The sequence below is a fragment of the Nannocystis sp. genome (genome assembly GCF_016714285.1).
Classification (GTDB): Bacteria; Myxococcota_A; Polyangia; order Nannocystales; family Nannocystaceae; genus Nannocystis.
The window spans coordinates 1-19,329 of sequence record NZ_JADJNN010000034.1 but is presented as its reverse complement, the minus strand read 5'-3'; the positions used below and the strand labels follow the sequence as shown (position 1 = coordinate 19,329).

20 protein-coding genes and 1 pseudogene are annotated in these 19,329 nt (G+C 68.7%); 14 read left to right on the top strand and 7 right to left on the bottom strand.

Features of this window, described 5'->3' with window-relative positions; translation table 11 throughout:
- Positions 1–25 precede the first annotated feature (25 nt).
- A complete protein-coding gene (locus IPJ59_RS38375; RefSeq protein WP_366524738.1) occupies positions 26–2,749 on the top strand; it encodes an amidohydrolase family protein in 2,724 nt (907 codons plus the stop codon).
- A gap of 49 nt (positions 2,750–2,798) precedes the next feature.
- Here the strand turns inward: IPJ59_RS38375 and IPJ59_RS32125 are convergent, their stop codons facing one another.
- The gene (locus tag IPJ59_RS32125; RefSeq protein ID WP_293275009.1) at positions 2,799–3,695 is read right to left on the bottom strand and encodes a metallophosphoesterase family protein; all 897 of its coding nucleotides are present in this window, start codon (positions 3,693–3,695) and stop codon (positions 2,799–2,801) included.
- A gap of 201 nt (positions 3,696–3,896) precedes the next feature.
- On the opposite strand from IPJ59_RS32125, the gene IPJ59_RS32120 reads away from it, so the two are divergent.
- Positions 3,897–4,964 carry a hypothetical protein gene (locus IPJ59_RS32120; protein WP_293275008.1) on the top strand — a complete coding sequence of 356 codons (1,068 nt, stop codon included), beginning with the start codon at positions 3,897–3,899 and terminating at the stop codon, positions 4,962–4,964.
- A 30-nt stretch (positions 4,965–4,994) separates the two neighbouring features.
- Here the strand turns inward: IPJ59_RS32120 and IPJ59_RS32115 are convergent, their stop codons facing one another.
- From IPJ59_RS32115 to IPJ59_RS32110, 3 genes are all read right to left on the bottom strand, one after another.
- Positions 4,995–6,134, bottom strand: coding sequence for a tyrosine-type recombinase/integrase (locus IPJ59_RS32115; protein ID WP_293275006.1), 1,140 nt, complete (start codon positions 6,132–6,134; stop codon positions 4,995–4,997).
- Positions 6,131–6,310 (bottom strand): helix-turn-helix domain-containing protein, encoded by a 180-nt coding sequence (locus IPJ59_RS38370; protein WP_366524740.1) that lies wholly within the window; start codon positions 6,308–6,310, stop codon positions 6,131–6,133. The genes IPJ59_RS32115 and IPJ59_RS38370 overlap by 4 nt, the downstream gene beginning before the upstream one ends.
- Positions 6,311–6,823: 513 nt before the next feature.
- Positions 6,824–7,108, bottom strand: coding sequence for a tyrosine-type recombinase/integrase (locus tag IPJ59_RS32110; protein ID WP_293275032.1), 285 nt, complete (start codon positions 7,106–7,108; stop codon positions 6,824–6,826).
- A 20-nt stretch (positions 7,109–7,128) separates the two neighbouring features.
- On the opposite strand from IPJ59_RS32110, the gene IPJ59_RS32105 reads away from it, so the two are divergent.
- Positions 7,129–7,488 (top strand): hypothetical protein, encoded by a 360-nt coding sequence (locus tag IPJ59_RS32105; protein ID WP_293275004.1) that lies wholly within the window; start codon positions 7,129–7,131, stop codon positions 7,486–7,488.
- Positions 7,489–7,959: 471 nt separating this feature from the next.
- Here the strand turns inward: IPJ59_RS32105 and IPJ59_RS32100 are convergent, their stop codons facing one another.
- Positions 7,960–8,361, bottom strand: coding sequence for a hypothetical protein (locus IPJ59_RS32100; protein WP_293275002.1), 402 nt, complete (start codon positions 8,359–8,361; stop codon positions 7,960–7,962).
- 267 nt (positions 8,362–8,628) lie between these two features.
- Positions 8,629–9,339 (bottom strand): hypothetical protein, encoded by a 711-nt coding sequence (locus IPJ59_RS32095; RefSeq protein ID WP_293275000.1) that lies wholly within the window; start codon positions 9,337–9,339, stop codon positions 8,629–8,631.
- Here IPJ59_RS32095 and IPJ59_RS32090 point away from each other — a divergent pair.
- The 11 genes and pseudogenes from IPJ59_RS32090 to IPJ59_RS32040 all read left to right on the top strand — a co-directional run bounded on the left by IPJ59_RS32090 (position 9,293) and on the right by IPJ59_RS32040 (position 17,902).
- Positions 9,293–9,787: a hypothetical protein gene (locus IPJ59_RS32090; RefSeq protein WP_293274998.1), complete on the top strand. Its 495-nt coding sequence runs from the start codon at positions 9,293–9,295 to the stop codon at positions 9,785–9,787. The genes IPJ59_RS32095 and IPJ59_RS32090 overlap by 47 nt on opposite strands.
- 85 nt (positions 9,788–9,872) lie before the next feature.
- Positions 9,873–10,559, top strand: coding sequence for an RNA polymerase sigma factor (locus IPJ59_RS32085; protein WP_293274996.1), 687 nt, complete (start codon positions 9,873–9,875; stop codon positions 10,557–10,559).
- 41 nt (positions 10,560–10,600) lie between these two features.
- Positions 10,601–10,912, top strand: coding sequence for a hypothetical protein (locus IPJ59_RS32080; protein ID WP_293274994.1), 312 nt, complete (start codon positions 10,601–10,603; stop codon positions 10,910–10,912).
- A gap of 19 nt (positions 10,913–10,931) precedes the next feature.
- Positions 10,932–11,609, top strand: a pseudogene (locus tag IPJ59_RS32075) (serine/threonine-protein kinase); the annotation flags it as partial.
- Between the two features lie 576 nt (positions 11,610–12,185).
- Positions 12,186–13,688, top strand: a complete 1,503-nt coding sequence (locus tag IPJ59_RS32070; protein ID WP_293274992.1) for a tetratricopeptide repeat protein — start codon at positions 12,186–12,188, stop codon at positions 13,686–13,688.
- A 38-nt stretch (positions 13,689–13,726) separates the two neighbouring features.
- Entirely contained in the window at positions 13,727–14,053 is a 327-nt protein-coding gene (locus tag IPJ59_RS32065; protein ID WP_293274991.1) for a hypothetical protein, read from the top strand.
- A gap of 3 nt (positions 14,054–14,056) precedes the next feature.
- A complete protein-coding gene (locus IPJ59_RS32060) occupies positions 14,057–15,049 on the top strand; it encodes a caspase family protein (RefSeq protein WP_293274990.1) in 993 nt (330 codons plus the stop codon).
- A gap of 389 nt (positions 15,050–15,438) precedes the next feature.
- The gene (locus tag IPJ59_RS32055) at positions 15,439–15,654 is read left to right on the top strand and encodes a hypothetical protein (protein ID WP_293274989.1); all 216 of its coding nucleotides are present in this window, start codon (positions 15,439–15,441) and stop codon (positions 15,652–15,654) included.
- A 210-nt stretch (positions 15,655–15,864) separates the two neighbouring features.
- Entirely contained in the window at positions 15,865–16,401 is a 537-nt protein-coding gene (locus IPJ59_RS32050; RefSeq protein ID WP_293274988.1) for a CHAT domain-containing protein, read from the top strand.
- Entirely contained in the window at positions 16,314–16,898 is a 585-nt protein-coding gene (locus IPJ59_RS32045; RefSeq protein ID WP_293274987.1) for a thioredoxin domain-containing protein, read from the top strand. The genes IPJ59_RS32050 and IPJ59_RS32045 overlap by 88 nt, the downstream gene beginning before the upstream one ends.
- Before the next feature lie 251 nt (positions 16,899–17,149).
- A complete protein-coding gene (locus IPJ59_RS32040; protein ID WP_293274985.1) occupies positions 17,150–17,902 on the top strand; it encodes a hypothetical protein in 753 nt (250 codons plus the stop codon).
- An 819-nt stretch (positions 17,903–18,721) separates the two neighbouring features.
- Here the strand turns inward: IPJ59_RS32040 and IPJ59_RS32035 are convergent.
- Entirely contained in the window at positions 18,722–19,147 is a 426-nt protein-coding gene (locus IPJ59_RS32035; protein WP_463673384.1) for an integrase core domain-containing protein, read from the bottom strand.
- Positions 19,148–19,329: the final 182 nt, after the last annotated feature.

Here is a 19,329-nt window from a genome sequence, read left to right as displayed (position 1 = left end):
GCCGCGCGGAGGGTATGGTCCGCGCGTGGACTGCCCCTCTTCACCTCGCCCCCTCGCCGCCGCTTTCTCTCTCACCTGTGCCCTCGCGCTCGCCGCCTGCAGCGACGACGGCGTCAGCACGCAGACGACCGAGACCACCGGCGGCGACGCGAGCACCGGCAACACCCCGACCAGCAACACCCCGACCAGCAACACCCCGACGACTGACGTCCCGACCACCGACACCCCCACCAGCACCGTCGGGGACACCAGCACCGGCGCCGCGACCGTCACCGAGGGCAGCACCAGCGCCACCACCGGCCTGGACACCACCACCGGCAGCACCACCGACACCACCACCGGCGACACCACCACCGGCGTCGACCCGATCGACCCGCTCGTGGTCTGTGACACACCGCCGCTGGCCCCGCCCGCCGAGGGCACCTGCGAGATCTCCAAGCCCGGCACCGACGGCCTCATCCTCCGCGGCACCGTCCTCGGGCCCGACACCGTCTTCGAGAACGGCGCCGTCGTCGTCGTCAACGGCCTCATCGCCTGCGTCGGCTGCGACTGCCTCGAGCTGCCCGAGTACGCCGACGCCACCGAGCTGAGCTGCGCCGACGGCGTCATCTCGCCCGGCCTCATCAACCCGCACGACCACATCTCCTTCGCCAAGAACAAGCCGATCGGCCAGGGCGTCGACCGCTACGAGCACCGCCACGACTGGCGCAAGGGCAAGAACGGCCACCAGGCCCTCAGCGTCCCCGGCAACGCCAGCAACGACGCCGTCCTCGCCGCCGAGCTGCGCTTCGTCATGAGCGGCGCCACCTCGGCCGCCAGCGCCGGCGGCAAGGCCGGCCTGCTGCGCAACCTCGACACCAGCAACATGCTCGAGGGCCTCCCGATCCAGCTCGCCAACAGCGACACCTTCCCGCTCGGCGACAGCAGCGGCTTCCAGCTCGACAGCGGCTGCAACTACCCCGGCCCGATCACCACCGCCGAGATCGACAAGCTCGACGCTTACCTCCCGCACATCGCCGAGGGCATCAACGACTTCGCCCGCAACGAGTTCGTCTGCCTGTCGATGGCCCCCAACGACGTCGTCGAGCCGATGTCCGCGATCATCCACGCCATCGCCCTCAGCGCCGAGGACACCAAGCTGCTCCACCCGGAGCAGACCCGCGTGATCTGGTCGCCGCGCTCCAACGTCGTCCTCTACGGCAACACCGCCCAGGCCACCGTGCTCGACATCCTCGGCGTCCCGCTCGCGCTCGGCACCGACTGGGTCGCCTCGGGGTCGATGAACATCCTCCGCGAGCTGCGCTGCGCCGACGAGCTCAACACCAACTACTACAACAAGCGCTTCGACGACGCCGACCTGTGGAAGATGGTCACCACCAACGCCGCCCTCGCGACCGGCAGCGAGAAGGCGATCGGCCTGCTCAAGGTCGGCATGGTCGCCGACATCTCGATCTTCAACGGCGCGGTCGACAAGCACCACGCCGCGGTCGTCCGCGCCGACCTCGAGGACGTCGTCCTGGTCCTGCGCGGCGGCGAGGTGCTCTACGGCGACGCGCCGATCGTCGGCACCCCCGAGCTCGGCGGCGAGGCCTGCGAGGCGCTCGCCGTGTGCGGCGTCGACAAGCTCGCCTGCGTCGCCCAGGACACCGGCGGCGTCAGCAGCCTGGCCAAGGTCAAGGCGGCGATCGAGCCGACCTACCCGCTGTTCTTCTGCGGCGAGCCCGACCTTGAGCCCACCTGCGTGCCCTCCCGCGACGGCGAGTACACCGGCGAGATCACGGCCCAGGACCCCGACGGCGACGGCGTGATGGACGGCGACAACTGCCCCGACGTCTTCAACCCGCCGATGCTGTTCGACAACGGCCAGCTCGACGCCGACGGCGACGGCGACGGCGACGCCTGCGACGCCTGCCCGCTCGAGCCCGGCGACGGCTGCATCGTCCCCGACCCCGACGACATCGACGACGACGGCGTCCCCAACGGCAGCGACAACTGCCCGCGCGACGCCAACAGCAACCAGGCCGACGCCGACACCGACGGTCACGGCGACACCTGTGACGACTGCGCCGAGCCGAACCCCGGCCCGGCCACCTGCCCGACCACCATCCCCGCGATCCGCAACCCGATGGACCCGAAGCACCCGAAGGCCGGCGCCAACGTGGCGATCGTCGGCGCCTACGTCACCGGCCTGCGCCCCGACGCCGGCAACGCGCGCGGCTTCTACGTGCAGAACGACACCGCCGAGCCGTGGAACGGCATCTTCGTGTTCACCGGCGCCAAGCTGCCGCCCGTGAAGGTCGGCAACCGCGTCGCGGTCGCCGGCATCTACACCGAGTTCAACGGCCTCGGCGAGATCTCGAGCCCCGTCGTCACCGTCGAGGACCCCGGCCTGGTCCTGCCCTTCGAGCCGGTCCTCCTCGACCCCGCCACCCTCGCCACCGGCAAGGCCAACGCCGAGCCCTTCGAGTCCATGCTGGTCCGCGTCGGCCCGGTCACCATCACGGTGCAGAACGCCGACGCCCCGATGGACTTCGACGAGTTCGTCGTCACCGGCACCCTCCGCATTGACGACCAGATCACCGACGGCATCAAGGACATGGTCCTCAACAACAAGTGCCCCGTCGGCACCACCTTCGACGACATCGTCGGCATCGTCGGCTACAGCTTCGCCAACTCCAAGCTGCAGCCGCGCTCCCCCGCGGACGTGCTGCTCGGCAACGCGATGAAGTGCGACCCCTTCGCCCCGTAGCCCCCTCGGGGGTCGACCACCGGGCCGTCGGCGCGGAGGAGCTCGCTAGTCAGCGCCGCGTCGCCGCGATCACCCGGGTGTCGACCACCTGACCGTCGGCGCGGAGGAACTCGAATCGCAGCTCCTGCGCCGTCGCCTGCACCCGCATCGCGCCGTGCGCCTGGTTGAAGCGCACGGCGCTACCCGGGACCGGCGTGCCGAACTGGTAGATCTTGCCGTGGCCGCCGAGGCCGTTGACGAGGTACACGATGCCGTCGCGCTCGATCCGCTCGTAGTCGTGGTCGTGCCCGGCGATCACCGCGTCGACGCCCCACTGCGCGAACGGCCACTGCAGCGCCCGCGTCGAGCCGTGCATCGCCGACGAGTACGGCGGGTGGTGCAGCAGCACCAGCTGCCACGCCGCCGTCGAGCCCGCCAGCGCGTCCTTCAGCCACCGCGCCTGCCGCGAGTCCGCGTCGTTCCCGTCCGGCTCGCCCTGGTCGCTGTCGAGCAGGAACAGGTCGACCGGCCCCCACGACACCGCGTAGTAGCGCTCGTTGCCCGGCAGCGTGAAATAGCCGAGGTAGGGCGCGAGGTCGTGGGTCCGCCAGTCGTGGTTGCCGAGCGTCGGGAAGAAGCGGCTCTCCGCCGCCCCGCCGCCGTAACTGCCGACATAACCGGCGATATAATCGTGGTAGTATTGCCCGATGTTCGCGTCGATCGTGTCCTGCATCCCATCCGGGTAGTTGTTGTCCCCGGTGGTGGCGATGAAGTCCGGCTGCCACTTGCGCACCAGAGCGGCCACCGCCGCCGCCTCCGGCCCCGCCTCGCCGTAATCACCGATGATCGCAAAGCTCGCGCTGCTCGCCTCGTGCCGCACCGGCGGGCCCGGCGGGGTCGGTGGAAACGAGACCGGCGCGCACGCGAGTGCGGCGAGCGAAGCGAGCGTGGCGAATAGGATGCGCACTCCGGGAGTGTAGGCAATCTCGCTCGCGCGGGACCAGGCGAGCGCGTGAGCTCCCGCCGCCTTCACCCGTGACCCGCGAGGTCTCGGTGGGCCGAGGCCCCGAGCGGACCCGGCCGGAGCCGTACAGCCCCAAATTTCACGCGCCCGCAGGGCCCCGCGATCCGCTATCGTGGCAAGGGGGACGTGGACATGCGGCGGACGATGGCGGCGATCGTAACGATGTTGGCTGTGGGTGGCTGCGGCGGCGGTGAGCGGGCGGAGGACGACGGGGCCAGCGCAGCTTCGTCGACCACGAGCACGGCCGGAACGACCAGCTCCACCACGACGGACCTGCCGACCACCGGAGATCCCGGCACCGCGACCCAGGCCGCCAGCGACACCAGCGACACGGCGCCAACCTCCGATGCGTCCACCTCCTCCGCCGCCACCACCACGAGCACCACGGGCAGCACCGGCGGTGTGCTGTGTGCCGACTGCGACGAGCCCAACCAGGTGTGCCAGGACGGCCAGTGCGTCACCCTGTGCCAGGGCCAGGACCCCTCGCCCTGCCCGGTCGACCAGCTGTGCGACGTCATCTCGGGCGAGTGCAAGCCCATGGACGACCCCTGCGTCCTCGCCGGCCCGGCCACGGCCTGCGACGGCCGCAGCTGCGGCCCCGGCAGCGTCTGCGACGACCAGGGCAGCTGCGTGCCCGTGGCGCCCTGCATCGACGTCGCCTGCACCGGCCAGGGCGCCTGCTGGGGCACCCAGTGCGGCTGCGAGCGGCCGATCGCCTGCGCCGACCCCACGCTCGAGGCCCTCAACGGCCCCTTCTCCGACAAGATCATCGGCATCGACTTCGCCGACGATTGCACCGCCTGGATGGTCACCCTGCGCGACGGCGTCGACTATCTGCGCCGCCTCCTGCCCAGCGGCGAGCTCAGCGAGTGGCCCGGCGTGTCGAACCTCGATATGGGCGAGGTGAAGGTCCTGCGCAGCCTGACGATCCCGCAGCTCACCGTCCCGCTGCCCTGGACCGACGAATACGTGCCACCCGCCCCGGTCGAGGGCCTCGGCGAAGTGGCGCTCACATATACCTGCATCGGCGGCTGCCTCGGCATGGACCCCCAGGGCGTCGCGCACCTGGTCGAGGACGACCCCAACAATCCCCTCCCGATCGTCATCATCGCCGCCGTCACCACCGGCAACGGCCCCTTCGGCGTGCCCGTGGCCGACGCCGGCCCGCAAGGCCTCACCTGGGGCATCGACCGCGTGCTTTATGTCGGCTAGTCGACGCCGCGGGCCAAGTGATTGAAATGTTTAGTTGTTCGGGAGGGCGTCTCCGCCCGTGACGTGTCCGTGCCGCGCCGCCTCGAGCAATCCGATCGCGGTCTTGAGCGCGCTCGGGGCCAGGTGCAGGTAACGGTCGGTGGTGGTTGAGTGCAGGTGCCCGGCGAGCTCCTGGATCGCCCTCGGTGCCGCCCCGGAGGCGGCGAGCAGCGAGCAGAAGGTATGTCGCAACACGTGCGGTCCCTTCTTCGGCAGGCCCGCCACGCGCTGGGCCTTGAGCAGCCAGCCGTCGACGACCCGCTTGGTGGCCTGTGAGCCGTCCTCGCGGACGATCACGCGACTGTCACGATCGGCACGCGTCGCCGCGAGCTCGACCAGCGCCGCCCGCAGCCGCGAGGTCATGACGACCTGGCGCACACGGTTGCCCTTCGGCGTGCCGACGTGGCCCTGCCACTCGTTCTCGTCGACGTGGATGACGCCACGCCGGAGATCGCAATGACGAAGGCGCAGCGCGACGATCTCACCGCCACGCAGGCCCGCCTCGCCGCCGAGCAGCACCACGAGCTTGCACATCGGGTCGATGCCCGACGCCGCTGTCACCAGCCGCTCGAAGGTACCCTCGTCGTAGAAGCTAAAGCCCTGGTCCTCCTTCTTGAGCTTGCGGATCCGCGGCATCGCCTTGATAACCCCCCACTCGATCGCGGTCTTGAGGACCGTCGAAAGCAGCGTGAGGATATTGTTGACGGTCGCGGGCGCGAGCTCGGCGAAGCCGGCCTTGAGGCGCTGGACATCGGCCTCGCTGATCTCGTCGAGCTTGCGCTCGCCGAGGATCGGCACGAGGTAGCTGCGAAGAAGCATCTTCTTGTTCTCGATCGTGCTCGGCTTGAGTCGGTTGGCGACGACGTACTCATCGATGAAGCGCTGGCAGAACTCCGCCAGCGTCGGCATCTCCGGCGCCTCCGACTTATCCTCTCTCTCTTCGTGACCGTGCAGGATCAGCCAGCGCTGCCGCTCCTGCGCCCATTTCAGGGCAGAGGAACGGCTGGTCGCGCCGGGGATCGTGCTGCGCTCGCGGATCTTTCGTCCGTCGAGCAGCTTGACGTGAATGTCTGCCTGCCAGGTCACGGTGTTCGTCTCGCTGTAGATTCTCTCTCGGATCTTGACGCTCATGGACTCCTCCACGAACGCTGCTCTGAGCCTTCCCGAAGCCAACCTAGCACGCGATCGCGCATGAAGTACAAGCGCCTTCCGACTCGCACGGAGCCCGGCAACTGCCCGCGGTAGACCCGGTCGTACACGGCTCGCCGCGTGCAGTGCAGCCACATCGCCAGCTCATCCGCCGTCATCAGCGGCGAGACGGCGTTCATCGCCTGACTCCCGTTCCCTGCCCCATCATCCCCCTCCAAGTCTGGACCCAGTGTCCAGGCTACCGGCTACCGCTGGCCCTGTCAGCGGGAGAGATCGCCCTGGGCACCACGACATGAAACGGGGCAGTGTGCGCGACTCTCTGTGGCGACACAGATCGCGGCGCCTCCGGGTGTCATCGGGCCCATGACCGCGCCGAGGCTCGTCATCAGCAAGAGCCGAAGCGCCCGTGACCGTCTCGCGCTTGCGGCTGATGAGCGCATCGAGCCGCCCCTCCGGCGATCCACGGCACATACATCCACATCCGCAGCGAGCATCGGCAGCGTGCACTTCACTGGACCCCGGAGCAGCGCGCGCCTGGTCCACGCGGTCCCCCGCGCCAGCTTCCGGGCGGAACGGGTGTGCCAGTCGACCGGAATACGCAAGTATGTATAGGTAATTCTCGTCGGCTGGACCACGTCGGCGATACCGTCGCCGTCGAAGTCAAATGGCGATCAGGGCCGTCTGGACCGCGTCTGCGGCCGTTTCGGCGGGGGCGACTTCGTTTCTCCAGGATTTCTCCTGGTTCGGGTGGCGCGGGCCTGGCCGCGCTTCGGCTCGGCCTTGCTCGTGGCCCCGCGTCCGCGGGCGACCCTGAGCATGGCCTGGTCGAGGTTGTCGGAGTCGGTGTGCAGGTACCGCTCCGTCGTGGCGATGTTGGTGTGGCCCAGGAGTGCCTGGACCTCCCGCAGTGAGGCGCCGTTCTTGAGCGCCTGCGTGGCGAAGGTGTGGCGGAGGATGCGCCGAGGTCGATGGATTGTTGGCGCAGGCCGCGGCCACGGAGGGCGCTCCGTGGCCGCGTATCCGCGAGCTGGTGCAGGTCCGCGGAGGCGACACGCACGAGCGGGTGCTGGCCTGCGCGTGGGTGTTCGGGCGCTTGCCGCACGCGGTGCTCGAGCTGCAGGACGCCATCGACAAGCCCGAGTGGCGGCTGTTCGAGCGTCTGCGAGGGCTCGGGGCGGATTGGTGTAGGGCGCTCGCGGTGCGGCTCGATCCCCGGTTTAAGGCCGACTTACCGGGGAGCATCGCCAGTGCCAGCGAGGTCGCGCAGCGGCTAGCGGAGCTCGTCCAGCACCATGACCTCGAAGCCGAGGTGTGGCGCTGGTTCGATGATGCGTGAGGTGGGCCGCCGTCACTCGCCGACCAGCGCGTGCCAGCGGGGTCGGCGTGCAGGGGGGCGAGGTCGCGGTCGACGCGCAGGAGTTCGGCGAGCAGCTCGGGATGCCTGTACGGGCGCAGGGTCTCGCGGTGGGCGAACGCGTGGCATGCGGATGCAGGGCAAGCGCCATGCCCGCAAGCGCAGGGCCACTGCCTCATCACCGACGGCGCGTTCAAGGAGCCCGACAGCGACGTCCGCTTCTGCGCCGACCTCGGTGTCCAACTCATTCACACGAAGGCCTGCGCCGTCGGCCTCGCCCGATGAGCAGCGCTTGACCATCGCAAATACATAGGATTACAGTACAGAGAATGGAGTTATCCGTGAAGAAAATTCTCTCAGCGACCTTTGTTTCTGGAGCGCTTCTTGGCAGCGCAGCACCTGTTTCTGCTGCGCCTGAAGGGAAGTGTACTGCGGATGCCTGCTGCAGCGCGGCTACGTGCTGCGATGCGAACACATGCAAAAGTTGCGACTCGAATCCAACGTGGTGTGCCTTCGTCCGAAATAGGACGAAGCAAAAATAGGCGACCAGCCGGGCTGGACGCCGGGTCGGCGGTCGAAGATGTGCTTGTGCTCAGAGCCCTCGGCGGCGAGTTCTTGCCGATGTCGCCGGTCACACAGATGCGGTGTGGATAAGTGTCGACGATGCTCCGACGCGGCGGGTGGTCTTCGCGCAGCGGCCAGCTCATCCGCCACGTTCGCCAGGGTCCGCAGGCGCATGTCGACGGCGCGGCTGGCGGCCTCCTCAGTCGACATGCCTCGCACCAAATCGTGGAGCGTCTGCCCGTAGTAAGGGAAGCGGATGTTGGCGTCGCCGATGACGAGGGAGACGGACATGACAGGGCGATGCGACGAAAGTTCGAGGGACGGTGACGCGTCTGGTTGCTCTTCAAGTACTTCACCTGAGTCACCTGAGTCACCTGAGTCTCTCGAGCGCGACGATGAGGGCGGAGAGTATCGATGTGAAGCGTGGCATCGTAAAGAACTATGAGGTGGGGGCTGGCCTTCCACGTCTTAGATCTGTCTCTTTTCAGCGCGCGAAACAGAACGGCGACACCGGGCGCCTCCATGCGCTCGGTGCCGCCGCGTCCGATTGAGGGCCGCTTACTGGCGGAGGAAGCTGATCCACGTCCGGAAGTGCGCGTCGGAATCATAGGTCCGCAGCGCTTTCTTGAGGTAGTCACCGTTCGGCACGCCGAACGGGTACGCGGCGGAGGGTTCGCGCAGCCGTGGGTGATATCCCACAGGCGTGTCTCGGAGATCGCCACCCGCTCCGAGCTCGAACGCGTCGTCGCTGCCGATGCCGACCCGCGACAGGGTGTCGTAGCTGGCGATCAGGTTGGGGTCGAGATATTCGTCGGGGATCAGCTTGCTCCAATCGATCATCGCGTGGATCGCCGTGCCGGCGGTCTGGGCCGCCTTCAGGGCGTCCGCGTCGTAGAAGCTGCCGTCCTTCTCGAACACCCGCCACAGTAGCAGCGCGTGGTCGCTGATCCAGACCGCCGACGGCGCGAGGTTTCCGGTGTTGAACGCGTCGGCGCCGTAGGCCGGGTAGAGCTGCGTCTCGAGGTTGGTGCGCCCCGACCACCGTGCCTGCGGCGTAAACAGGGTCCAGGTGATGAACCCTTCCTCCATCCGGCAGCCGGGGGTGCCCTCGGGGTCGTCGTCGCCGGCGCACGAGAGGCTGCGGATACCCTCGAGCTTGAGCCGGTAGTTGCCGAGCTTCGAGAACGGCGCGTTCTGGCAATTGGCGGGCGAGGCCTCCGGGATGTCGGCGGACAGCGTCGTGAGCGGTTGCAGGTACGCCGAGATCATCGCCGGTGACCGGCTCGTCGAGCGTGAGCGCGGCGATGGCGTCGACCGGCGCGTCAACCTCGATCTTGGCCTCAGCGAGGTCGAGAAAGCGCTGCAGAGAGGCGTCGTCGAGACCCTCCTCGGCGATCGCGTCGGCGAGGCGGTGCTCCTCGGGCGACGCACCGCCGGGGTAATCGGCGAGGTGGCGGCGGAAGGCGTGCAGCCACAACCGCGCGAGCGCGTGGCCGCGCAACGAGACGTGGTCCTCCTCGGCGCCCTCTTGGGGCTCCTCCGCGAGCTCGTCGTCGTTGTCGTCGTCGTCGTCGATGTCGAGTGCCAGGGGCTCATCGTCGAGGTCGACCGGGCTCTCGTCGACGTCGCAGCCGAACACGAGGAGGTTAAGGCAGAACAGGGTGGTGATTCGGGTGTCGAGGTTCATCATGCCCGTGAAGTACTGGGCGGGTCCTGAACGATCCTCGGCTCACTCGAATTTTGCGGAAATAACGGCGCGCAACCGCTCGATTCGAGCGCGGGTGAGGATATCCTTCGGCCTCATGTCTGTCACGCCAGCGGCGCCGCACCCCACGGACGAGGCCCTCTTCCAGCGCTGGGTCGCCGCGGACGCCGCGGCCGGCCAGGAGCTGTTCAAGCGTCACTTCGATCCGCTGCTCCACTTCTTCCGTCGGCAACTCGGCGACGACGTCCAGGATCTCGTCCAGCAGACCTTCCTGGGCTGCATCGAGGCCCGGGCCCGCTACACCACGATCGCCAACTTCCGGGCGTTCCTGTTTGCGATCGCGCGAAATCAGCTCTACAAGCATATCCGCCGCCGTTCGGGCCAGCCCGCGCACGTCATCGGCGTCAGCAGCATCGTCGCGCTGCTGCCGTCGCCCTCGAGGCTCATCAGCGAGGGCGAGGACACCGCCGCCCTCGTCCATGCCCTGACCCGGCTGCCGCTCGAGCAGCAGCTCGCGCTGTACTTCTATTACGTCGTCGACATGACCGCGCCCCAGACGGGGGCCGCCCTCGGCGGCCTCAGCGTACCGGCCGTACGCAGCCGGCTCCGCCGCGGCCTCGAGGCGCTCCGGAAGCTCGTCGGCTCGGCCCTCGGTCAGCCGGCTGCGGCGCTGACCCACACGTATGCCACCCTCGATCAGTGGGAGGCGAACCTCCCGCGCCTCGCGCCTGGTGAGGCCGAGCCGGACTCCGACGAGCTCCGCTTCCCGGTTGAATCGGAGTGAGCCAGGATCGTTCCCACCCCGACGGGTACCTCATCGGCACGATGGATCGCGCGTCGTCTCCAACCGGAAGCGGGCCGGACACCACCGTCGACGACGGCGCCCAGCTCGACGCGACGACCGACGCCGGCGCCGACGGTCGCGGCTCGGATCTCATGGCCCAGCGCGACCTGGTCGCGGCCGTCATCTATTACGAGAGCACCCGCGAGCTGTTCGGCGCCGCCGCGACGCCACCGCGCCTCGGCAAGTACACCCTCGAGCGCATCCTCGGTTGTGGGGCCTTCGGAACCGTCATCCTCGGCCGGACCCCGGACACCGAGGGCGAAGTAGCGATCAAGATCCTTCGCACCAACTGACCGCCGCCATGGCGAGCACGAGGCCGTTCGCCTCCGCCGCGAGGCCCAGGCGCTCGCGCGGCTCGCCCATCCCAACATTGTCCCGGTCTACGACGCCGGCGTCGCCGACCGAGCCCGCTACGTCGTCATGCGCCGCGTCAGCGGCACCACACTCCGCCAGGCCCAGCAGGGGAAGCCCTGGCGGGCCGTCGTCGATCTCTACGTCGCCGCCGCCCGCGGCCTCGCGGCGGTCCACGCGTCGGGCCTCGTTCACCGCGACTTCAAGGCTGACAATGTCCTGGTCGGCGTCGACGGTCAGGTCATGTTGGCCGACTTCGGGCTCGCCTGCCTCGCGGACGCCCCGGGCGAGCGCCGCCCCGACGACTCGGGCTTCTCGCTCCCCAGCGCGCTCGCGGCCAGGCTGACCCGCACCGGTGAGGCCTTCGGCACGCCCGCATACATGGCCCCCGAGGCGATCGAGAACGCCGGCCCCGGACCGCACAGCGACCTGTTCTCATTCGCCGCTTCCCTCTTCGAGGCGCTGTATGGTGTCCTTCCCTTCGAGGGGGACACGCTCCTCGCGCTCTACCTCGCCGCCACCCGCGGTGACCTTCGACCTCGCCCGGGGACACCGACGTCCCGCTCTGGCTCGACGACGTCCTCCGCGGGGCCCTGCAGGCCGATCCGCTGCAGCGACCGTCCTCGGCCGAAGCGCTGATCACCGCCCTCGACTTTCGCGCCCACGAGCGCGCCGAAGCGGACGAGCGGGCCCGAAAGACCCGCCGCAGGCGCTTCACGGTCGGCCTTGGTCTCGCCGCCCTCGCCGGCGTTACGCTCGGCGCGGCGACCATGCAGCCAAAGGACCCCTGCGCCGCTCCTGAAGAGAGGATCGCCGCAACCTGGTACGACCGCCAGTCGGAGCTCGAGGCCGCCGTCGAAGCCCTCGGCGACCCGCGCAGCGTCGAGGTATGGACGCGGATCCGCGGACTCCTCGATGACTACGCCGCAGACTGGGCGGAGACTTTCGGTGAGATTTGCAGGGCGACTGTTCACGAGGCCAAACAGTCCGGTGAGCTCCACGACGCGCGCATGGCCTGCCTCGATCAGCGCCGCCGCGAGCTCGGCGCGGTCACCCGCGCAGTCGCCGGTGCTCCGGCCCTAAACGCCGTGGCCGACGCGCTGCTGGCGGCCACCCGTCTCGAGAGCCCGCGGCCGTGCGCCCATGCGGACGGTTCGCCGCGGCCCCGCGCCGATCAGGAGGTGGCCGTGGCGACGCTCGCCGCGGAGATCGCCGATGTCCGCGTGCAGGAGCTGTCCGGCAACTATCCGCGACAGTCAGGCCCTCGCGACGCGGATCGTCGAGCGCGCGCGCACCATCGGCTACGCGCCATCGCTGGCCGCCGCCCTCGTCGCTCTCGGCCGGGCGAACTGGCTGCTCAGCGATGGCGAGGCCGCCCGCGCCGCGCTCACCGAGGCCCTCGATCTGGCCGAGCGCCACGGGCTTGACACACTCGCCGCCGACAGCGCCAGCCTGTTGACCAAACTCGCGGCGCTCGTGCTCCGCGAGCAGGCCCTCGGCCACGAGTGGGCGCGCCAGGCCGGCGGCAAGCTGGCGCGCATCGACGGCGACGCCTGGCGCCGGGCCGAGCTGCTAAGCAACCGCGGGTTGATCGCCCACGAGCTTGCCGCCGATCACGAGCAGGCCCGGGCGCTACACGAGCAGGCCCTCGCCCTGCGTGAGGAGCTACAAGCCGGCGGCGACGAGGCCCGCATCTGGATCGCGGAGTCGCACCAGAACCTCGGGAACGTCGTCAGCGCGCTCGGTGATGTCCGCGGCGGCATCGCCCACTACCGCGAGAGCCGGCGGATCCTCGTCGACCTCCTCGGCCCCGATCACCCACGGGTCGCCGAGATGCTGTACGCCGAGGCCGCGGAGCTCATGCACCACGGCGAGCTCGACGAGGCACTAGCCGGCTGCAGCGAGGCGCTGGACATCGTCCAGCGCCAACCCGACGACGCCGTGCTGCTGGCGCGCGTGCATCACCTCCTGTCCGAGATCCGGACACGACGCGGCCAGTCCGACGAGGCGTTGACCCACGCACGCCGTGCCCTCGAGATCCTGACAACCACGGGCATGGCTGACCCTGCCGAGGTCGCCGAGATGCACGACCACCTCGGCGTGGCCCTGCGCGACCGCGAGGACCACGCCGCCGCTCTGGCCGCGTTCGACGCCGGCCTGGGCCTGCTCGCGTCCTCGCCGGCCCCCTCGGCAGAGGTCCGCTTGGCCCTTCTGTTCAACCGGGGCGGGCTGTACACCGACATGCGCCGGTTCTCCGCGGCGCGGGCCGACTTCGCGGCGGTGGACGACATCCTCCGCGCGCATGAAACGTCGTTCGCGGGCTACCGCCCGTATCTCCTGACGGGGCTCAGACGATCCCACCTGCTCGAGGGACACCCGGCGCTCGCCGAGCCGGCGCTCGCCGAGGCGCTGGCGATCCTGCCGATCGACGGAGACGCGGCGCTGAGGGCCGAGATCGAGTTCCTCCTCGCGCGTTCGCTACCCACCCGCGATCGCGCGCGCGCCCGAACTCTGGCACACTCGGCTGGCGAATATTATCGCCGGGTCCAGAACCCCGCGCTCGCGGCCGAGGTCGACCTCTGGCTGACCGAGCACTCGTACGACCCTTCTCTCCGACCTCGAACCGGAGCCCCGCGAATGCCCAGGACACCGCGAATAATAGCGAGACCGTCGTCCTCACCTTCTCCTCGACCGCCAACGGCGACCACCTTGACCTGACATCGAACGCCGTCAAGCAGGATGACAACCACGAGTGGGTGGTCGACATCGAATATCCGCAGTCCCTGGTCGTGCGCATCGACGGCCCGGCGAATTGCCGGCAGCCCTACACGTTCAGCGCCACCTCGGCATTCGAGGACGAAGCGAAGGTGCAGCCGTGGGCGAGCGCCGACGGCCACGTCGAGTCGTCGAAGTTCACGAAGCCCGGTCGGATCGAGGTCAACCTCGATCTGACCGCCGCGGATCCAGAGGCCGTCCCAGCGAAGGCCACCGCGATCATCATCATTCGCAAGCCCGGCAAGCCCGATCCCTTCGCTCCGACCGACGTCCCCAAGCACGAGCCGGAGCTCAAGAAGAGCGTTTGACCAATGCGTCGCGCCCTCCTGATCGGCTGCCGGACCCACGAGCTCACCGGCGTCGAGTCGGACCTCGTGCGGGTCGACGCGGCGCTGGAGCTCCACGGGTTCAACATCCGACGGACGATCCAGGGGCCAGACGCGACGCGTGACGGGATCCTCGCCGCGCTGCGGCGGCTCATCGCCGAGACCGCCCGCGGCGACGCGGTGCTCGTGTATTACACCGGCCACGGCGGGCTCGCCTTCAACAAGAACGCGGTGATGCCTGGCGATGGCGGCAAGCCGACCGTCGCGGAGCCGCGATACTTTCAATACATCGTCCCCACCGACCACGCGCTCGGCAACTTCCGCGGCATCTTTAGCGCCGAGCTGACGGCGCTGGTGGCCGAGGTCACGACGATCACCCCGAACGTGGCAGTGGTCCTGGACTGTTGCCATTCCACAGGCGGCACTCTGGGCGGCGAGCAGATCACGTACCGGGCCCGGTCGATCCCCGCGCCGTGGGCGGGGGACGTCACGAGATACGTCGCCTGGCTGCGCGCGCAGGGCTACGCGCTCGACCGGCGCGCCGCGATCGAGGGCAACCCGAACGCGGTCCGTCTGGTCGCCTGCGCCGCCAACCAGACCGCCTACGAATACACCGACGCGCGCGATGGCAGCAGGGGCGGGCTGCTCACCGCAGAGTTCGTGAAGATCCTCCGCGCCGAGCGAGGCGGCGAGCTGCCGACGTGGGACGCTGTCGGCAAGGAGATCCGAGAGCGCGTCCCTGGTCGGCGGCGGGCCTCTGGGAGCCGCGCTGGCGGCCGCCATCGACGCCTCGCCGCGCCTCGCCGTGGCCAGCGACGAGGAGTCGCCGCTGGCCAGCGTGACCCTGACCGCCGAGGACACGCTCGAGCTGCGCGACGACCGAAGCGTCCTTGTTCGCAGCTACCCGAACTTCGCGGATCCATCCCGCGAGACCCGTCCGGTCATCCGTGTGCTCGAGCTGCTCGCCCGCGTGCGTGAGCTGCTCGCCCTGCGCAGCGGCGAGGGCGACAGCTTCCTCGCCGCGCCGGCGATCGTGTGGGGTCGCGTGCGGCGGACCGGGGAGCGACCCGCTCGCCGAAGCCGTACCCGAGCCGCTGCCGATCACCGGCGCGGGCTCCGCGCCGACGACCGCATCTACATTCAAATCTCCCAGACCGGTGACCGGCCGATCTACGTGTCGGTCGTCGGCGTCGGCGTCGATCGCTCGATCGCTGTGTGGACGGCATCCGAGCCGCAGGGCGTGTACCTCGGCGTGAATAAGGCGTACGTGCTCGGCCAGGACCGCGGGACGAGGCCGGCTCCTCGGCCTCCCGCTGAGCTGGCCCGCCGACATCCCGGCGACCGAGGCCCAGCCGATCGCGTTCGCGGTGGTCGCCACCCATGTCCCGGTCGACCTGCGCAGCCTCGCCGCCGAGGTCCCCGACATCAGCAAGCTGCTCGCGCGGGTCGGGGACCGCACGGGATATCTCGACGGCGACGACCCCGTGGAGACCCCGGCGATCGATCCTCCGCCTGTGACTCTGCAACCATGTCGGCTGGCTGTGGTCCACGGTTCGGCGTGGGTAATCCCGAAGCCTGCGTAAGCCCGAAAACATCGACTTTACCGGTGGGCTCCAGCAAACTACCCGTTGGACGGTTCATCATGAGCAGCCCCGAGATCCGCCTTCTCATCATCACGTCCGAGCCGAGCGACCAGTCGGCCACCGAAAACACAAGGGAGCTCGGCGCCATCCAGGCGGCCTTGCTGACCGCGAGGCTCACATTCAAGAGGCGATCGTCTACCGCGCCAATCGATGGCATTAGTCGAGGCGCTCCGGCGAGTTCAACCCGAGATCGTGCATTTCATCTGCCACGGGACCGAAGAGGGCCTGATACTGGAGGACGAGTTCGGCGAATCGAGTCTGGTAGAGGCAGAGTGGCTGGTCCACGTGTTCGCCGTCCACTGCCCGTCTGCCCGCCTGGTCCTGCTCAACGTCTGCAAGTCGGCCGCGCTCGCCGCGGCGCTGGTCGAGAGCCATCGACCGTCGCGCCGACCAACGGACAGCCCGCGGACGACGATCCTGGGCGCCATCGCGTGGCGGGACAGGATCCGCATCGACCACGCCCGCGCGTTCTCCTCGAGGTTCTACGCCAGCCTCGCGCCCGGGGTAAGCGTCGGTGAAGCCTTCCTGGCCGCGGGTCACAGCCTCGAAGACGAGTCCGGCAGACTCGTGCGCATCGCATTACGCAACGAGCAGAATTCATGTTGCGCGAGCTCCCGCCGCCGCCGCCGCCTCCGCCACCCGGCAAGATCCGCACGCAACCTGTCGACACCCCGCCCATCGTCATAATCAAGTCCGATGACAGGACATGGCGGACGATCTTCGTGGTCCTCGTTCTCATATCCCTGACCGTCTATGTCTTCAGAGTCGAGCTGGGTCTGTCGTCAATCGATACGCCGACGGAAACGCCATTTGAGGACAGACCTCACCCACCGATTCCGAAGGCGAGCCAGGCCGAGCAGGACCGCGCTAAGGTCGCCCAGGAAAAGAAGGACGTCGAGCAAAAGGCGGCCATGGAAGGCCTGATGGCCGAGTTAAGGGCCCTCAAGGATGAGGAACACCGTCTCGCGATGGAGAAGCAGGCGCTGGACAACAAGCTCAACAACGTCACCGACGCGGCCGAGCTGCAGCGTCTGCTCACAGAGAAGGCGGCCCTCAACGCCCAGATCGCCGAGAATTCCAAAGAGCAGACCAAGAAGCGCGTCCAGACCAAGACCGGCGACGACGGGAAGATGAAGGGCATCATCGTCAAGAAGAACGTTAACGATCCGCTCGACGGCCTGTGATCGCTGATGGACCCGCAGGCCGCAGCCAGACGCGCAGGTCTCTGCCCTCCACTGTGCAGGGACGAGCGCCCGTCAAGGAAACCAGTTCGGTCAGTTAGGCTACGGGCACGCTCCTCGATCTTCCTCGCCGGCCTACCCCTCTGGCGCACCACCGCCTTCCAGACCTGGTAAGCCCCGGAACGCGTCGGAGCGTCGCGGCAGACTTTCGCTAGGCCGAGGATCGTTCCGCGTCCGCCCGGTACTTCACCGGCATGATGAACCTCGGTCACCGAATCACCACCCTGTTCTTCCTCAACCTCCTCACGCTCGGCTGCGACGCCGACGACGGCTTGATCGACCTCGACGATCCGGGGGCGTTCGACGACGAGCGCGACGCGCCCGCGGCGTTCGACGACGAGCGCGACGCGCCCGAGGCGATCGACGACGAGCGCGACGAGCCCCGCGCCGACCCCGGAGGCAAGGACCTCGCCGCGGCCCCGGCCGAGGCCCGCCACTGCGTCGTCGAAGCCACGGTCGTCCCCGATGGCGTCGTCGAGGCTCAGGTTGCTCCCGACATGGACCCGGACGAAGTCCCCGCGGTCGAAAGCGAGATGACCTGCTTCTCGCGCTTCTCGGAGGCGATCTTCTTCGCCACCGGTGAGCAGCTCGCCGACGACGCCACGCCCGAGACCTATGGGCCCGACACGATCGCGAGTGCGCCTCGGGACCCCAGCGCCACGACGTACGTCGCCGGCGTCGAGTACCAGTACGACAACTGGGGCGGCAAGTCGCTGACGGTCACGGCGACCGCGTCGTGCTTGACCGCGACCATCACCCTCAACAAGTTTAGCGACCCCTGGTGGGACAACACCGTCTCCTCTGCCCGGGCCTACTCCGGCTGCAAGCACTCGTACCACTACGAGGACAAGTACCTCGGCGGCGCCATGAAGGACTGCGGCACCTCCTGCTGGTACATCGGTGCGGCCCTGCAGAACCGGACCTCGTCGATTCGCTGGACCAAGTAACCCGCGCGGGACCTGCCCCTGTGATGCCGAAGGGGAGGGCCGCCGCACGCCGCGGTTCTCCCCGAGGACCCCACCGGATATCGTCAAGCAGTTTTACTAGCGGCTGGACCGGTAAAGACGTGACGACCGAGAGCACGTGCTTCGTGCCGACCCGGCGTAGAGGCCGCCGTAGACGCGGATCTGTTCGCGGGCGACGATCGCACACAGGCTGGAGCCGGTGACGGCGAGCGAGGCGTTGAGGCGAATCGTCAGGTTGCGGACGACGTACACGACGAGCCGCGAGCCATCGACCTGCTCTAGCAGCCGGAACGCGTACGGGGGCTTGCTCGCCCACGTCTCCTCATTGGTCTTGAGCTTCCAGTCCAGTTCTCCGATCTCGAGGTCGCCGAGCGACCCGATGTCGATGTCCTCGAGCGTCAGGTTCGAGGGAGTGAACGGCAGGAGACTGGGGCCGGGGGGTGGGGGCGGGGCCGTGTTGGTTCGGCGTAAGCCCGAGGACGAGGCAACGACGCCGGGGGACGTCGGGGCCGAGGTGCGCGAGCAGGTAGAGGGCGAGGATCGCGGCGAGCAGAAGGGCGAACGAGAGCCTGTTCCAGCGCTGGGCGGCGGCAGGTCAGGAGCTGTTCTCGCGGCACTTCGATCCGCTGCTCCGCTTCTTCCGCAGGCAACTCGGCGACGACGTCCAAGACTAGCAGACGTTCATGGGCTGCATCGAGGCGCGCGCCCGCTACACCACGATCGCCAACTTCCGCTTCCGGGCCTTCCTGTGTTGACGAGGCGGGGTACCGGTGAGTTTCAGGGTAGTTGTCGCCTCGAAATTCAGACGTGCTTCGCCTTGGATTTCGAGGCTCCGTTGTCGTACTCCGGGTTTAGACAGACGACGCGGATGGGGTCCCAGTTGCGGGTCTTGCCGGACCACCGCTCCGGGTGGCGCCGGCGGGCGGCTTCGTAGACGCGCCTGCGGCCCGAGAGGATTTTGAGGTGACGGCCGTGGTGTCGGTCGTCGGGGGTCACGAAGTTGATCGCGCTGTGAAGGTGTTCGGTGTTGTACCACTCGACGAAGCGAGTGACCCAGGTGAGGGCGGCGTCGATGGCGACGAAGGGGCGCGACGGAAAGCTGGGACGGTACTTGAGGGTTCGGAAGAGGGCTTCCGAGTAGGGATTGTCGTTGCTGACGCGGGGGCGGCTGAAGGAGGGTGAGATGCCGCGCTTCTTCAGTTCGGCCAGGAGCGGGGCGCTCTTCATGGCGGCGCCATTGTCCGAGTGCAGCCAGAGGAGATTATCACACCTTGGATTGTCAGCACAAATTTCTTTCGATGAGCGCCGCCGCGAGTTCACCAGATTCAACGTCGTACAGCGCCCAGCCGACGATGCGGCGGCTCCAGATATCGACGACCACGTACAGGTAGAAGTAGACCCCGCGGACG

Bases quoted from the DNA above. Each gene is read 5' to 3' on its own strand.
- IPJ59_RS32120 (WP_293275008.1), top strand. From the start codon at position 3,897: ATGGCGGCGATCGTAACGATGTTGGCTGTGGGTGGCTGCGGCGGCGGT.
- IPJ59_RS32115 (WP_293275006.1), bottom strand. From the start codon at position 6,134: ATGAGCGTCAAGATCCGAGAGAGAATCTACAGCGAGACGAACACCGTG.
- IPJ59_RS38370 (WP_366524740.1), bottom strand. From the start codon at position 6,310: ATGACGGCGGATGAGCTGGCGATGTGGCTGCACTGCACGCGGCGAGCC.
- IPJ59_RS32100 (WP_293275002.1), bottom strand. From the start codon at position 8,361: ATGTCCGTCTCCCTCGTCATCGGCGACGCCAACATCCGCTTCCCTTAC.
- IPJ59_RS32090 (WP_293274998.1), top strand. From the start codon at position 9,293: ATGTCGGCGGACAGCGTCGTGAGCGGTTGCAGGTACGCCGAGATCATC.
- IPJ59_RS32095 (WP_293275000.1), bottom strand. From the start codon at position 9,339: ATGATCTCGGCGTACCTGCAACCGCTCACGACGCTGTCCGCCGACATC.
- IPJ59_RS32085 (WP_293274996.1), top strand. From the start codon at position 9,873: ATGTCTGTCACGCCAGCGGCGCCGCACCCCACGGACGAGGCCCTCTTC.
- IPJ59_RS32080 (WP_293274994.1), top strand. From the start codon at position 10,601: ATGGATCGCGCGTCGTCTCCAACCGGAAGCGGGCCGGACACCACCGTC.
- IPJ59_RS32070 (WP_293274992.1), top strand. From the start codon at position 12,186: ATGTCCGCGTGCAGGAGCTGTCCGGCAACTATCCGCGACAGTCAGGCC.
- IPJ59_RS32060 (WP_293274990.1), top strand. From the start codon at position 14,057: ATGCGTCGCGCCCTCCTGATCGGCTGCCGGACCCACGAGCTCACCGGC.
- IPJ59_RS32050 (WP_293274988.1), top strand. From the start codon at position 15,865: ATGGCATTAGTCGAGGCGCTCCGGCGAGTTCAACCCGAGATCGTGCAT.
- IPJ59_RS32045 (WP_293274987.1), top strand. From the start codon at position 16,314: ATGTTGCGCGAGCTCCCGCCGCCGCCGCCGCCTCCGCCACCCGGCAAG.
- IPJ59_RS32040 (WP_293274985.1), top strand. From the start codon at position 17,150: ATGATGAACCTCGGTCACCGAATCACCACCCTGTTCTTCCTCAACCTC.
- IPJ59_RS32035 (WP_463673384.1), bottom strand. From the start codon at position 19,147: ATGAAGAGCGCCCCGCTCCTGGCCGAACTGAAGAAGCGCGGCATCTCA.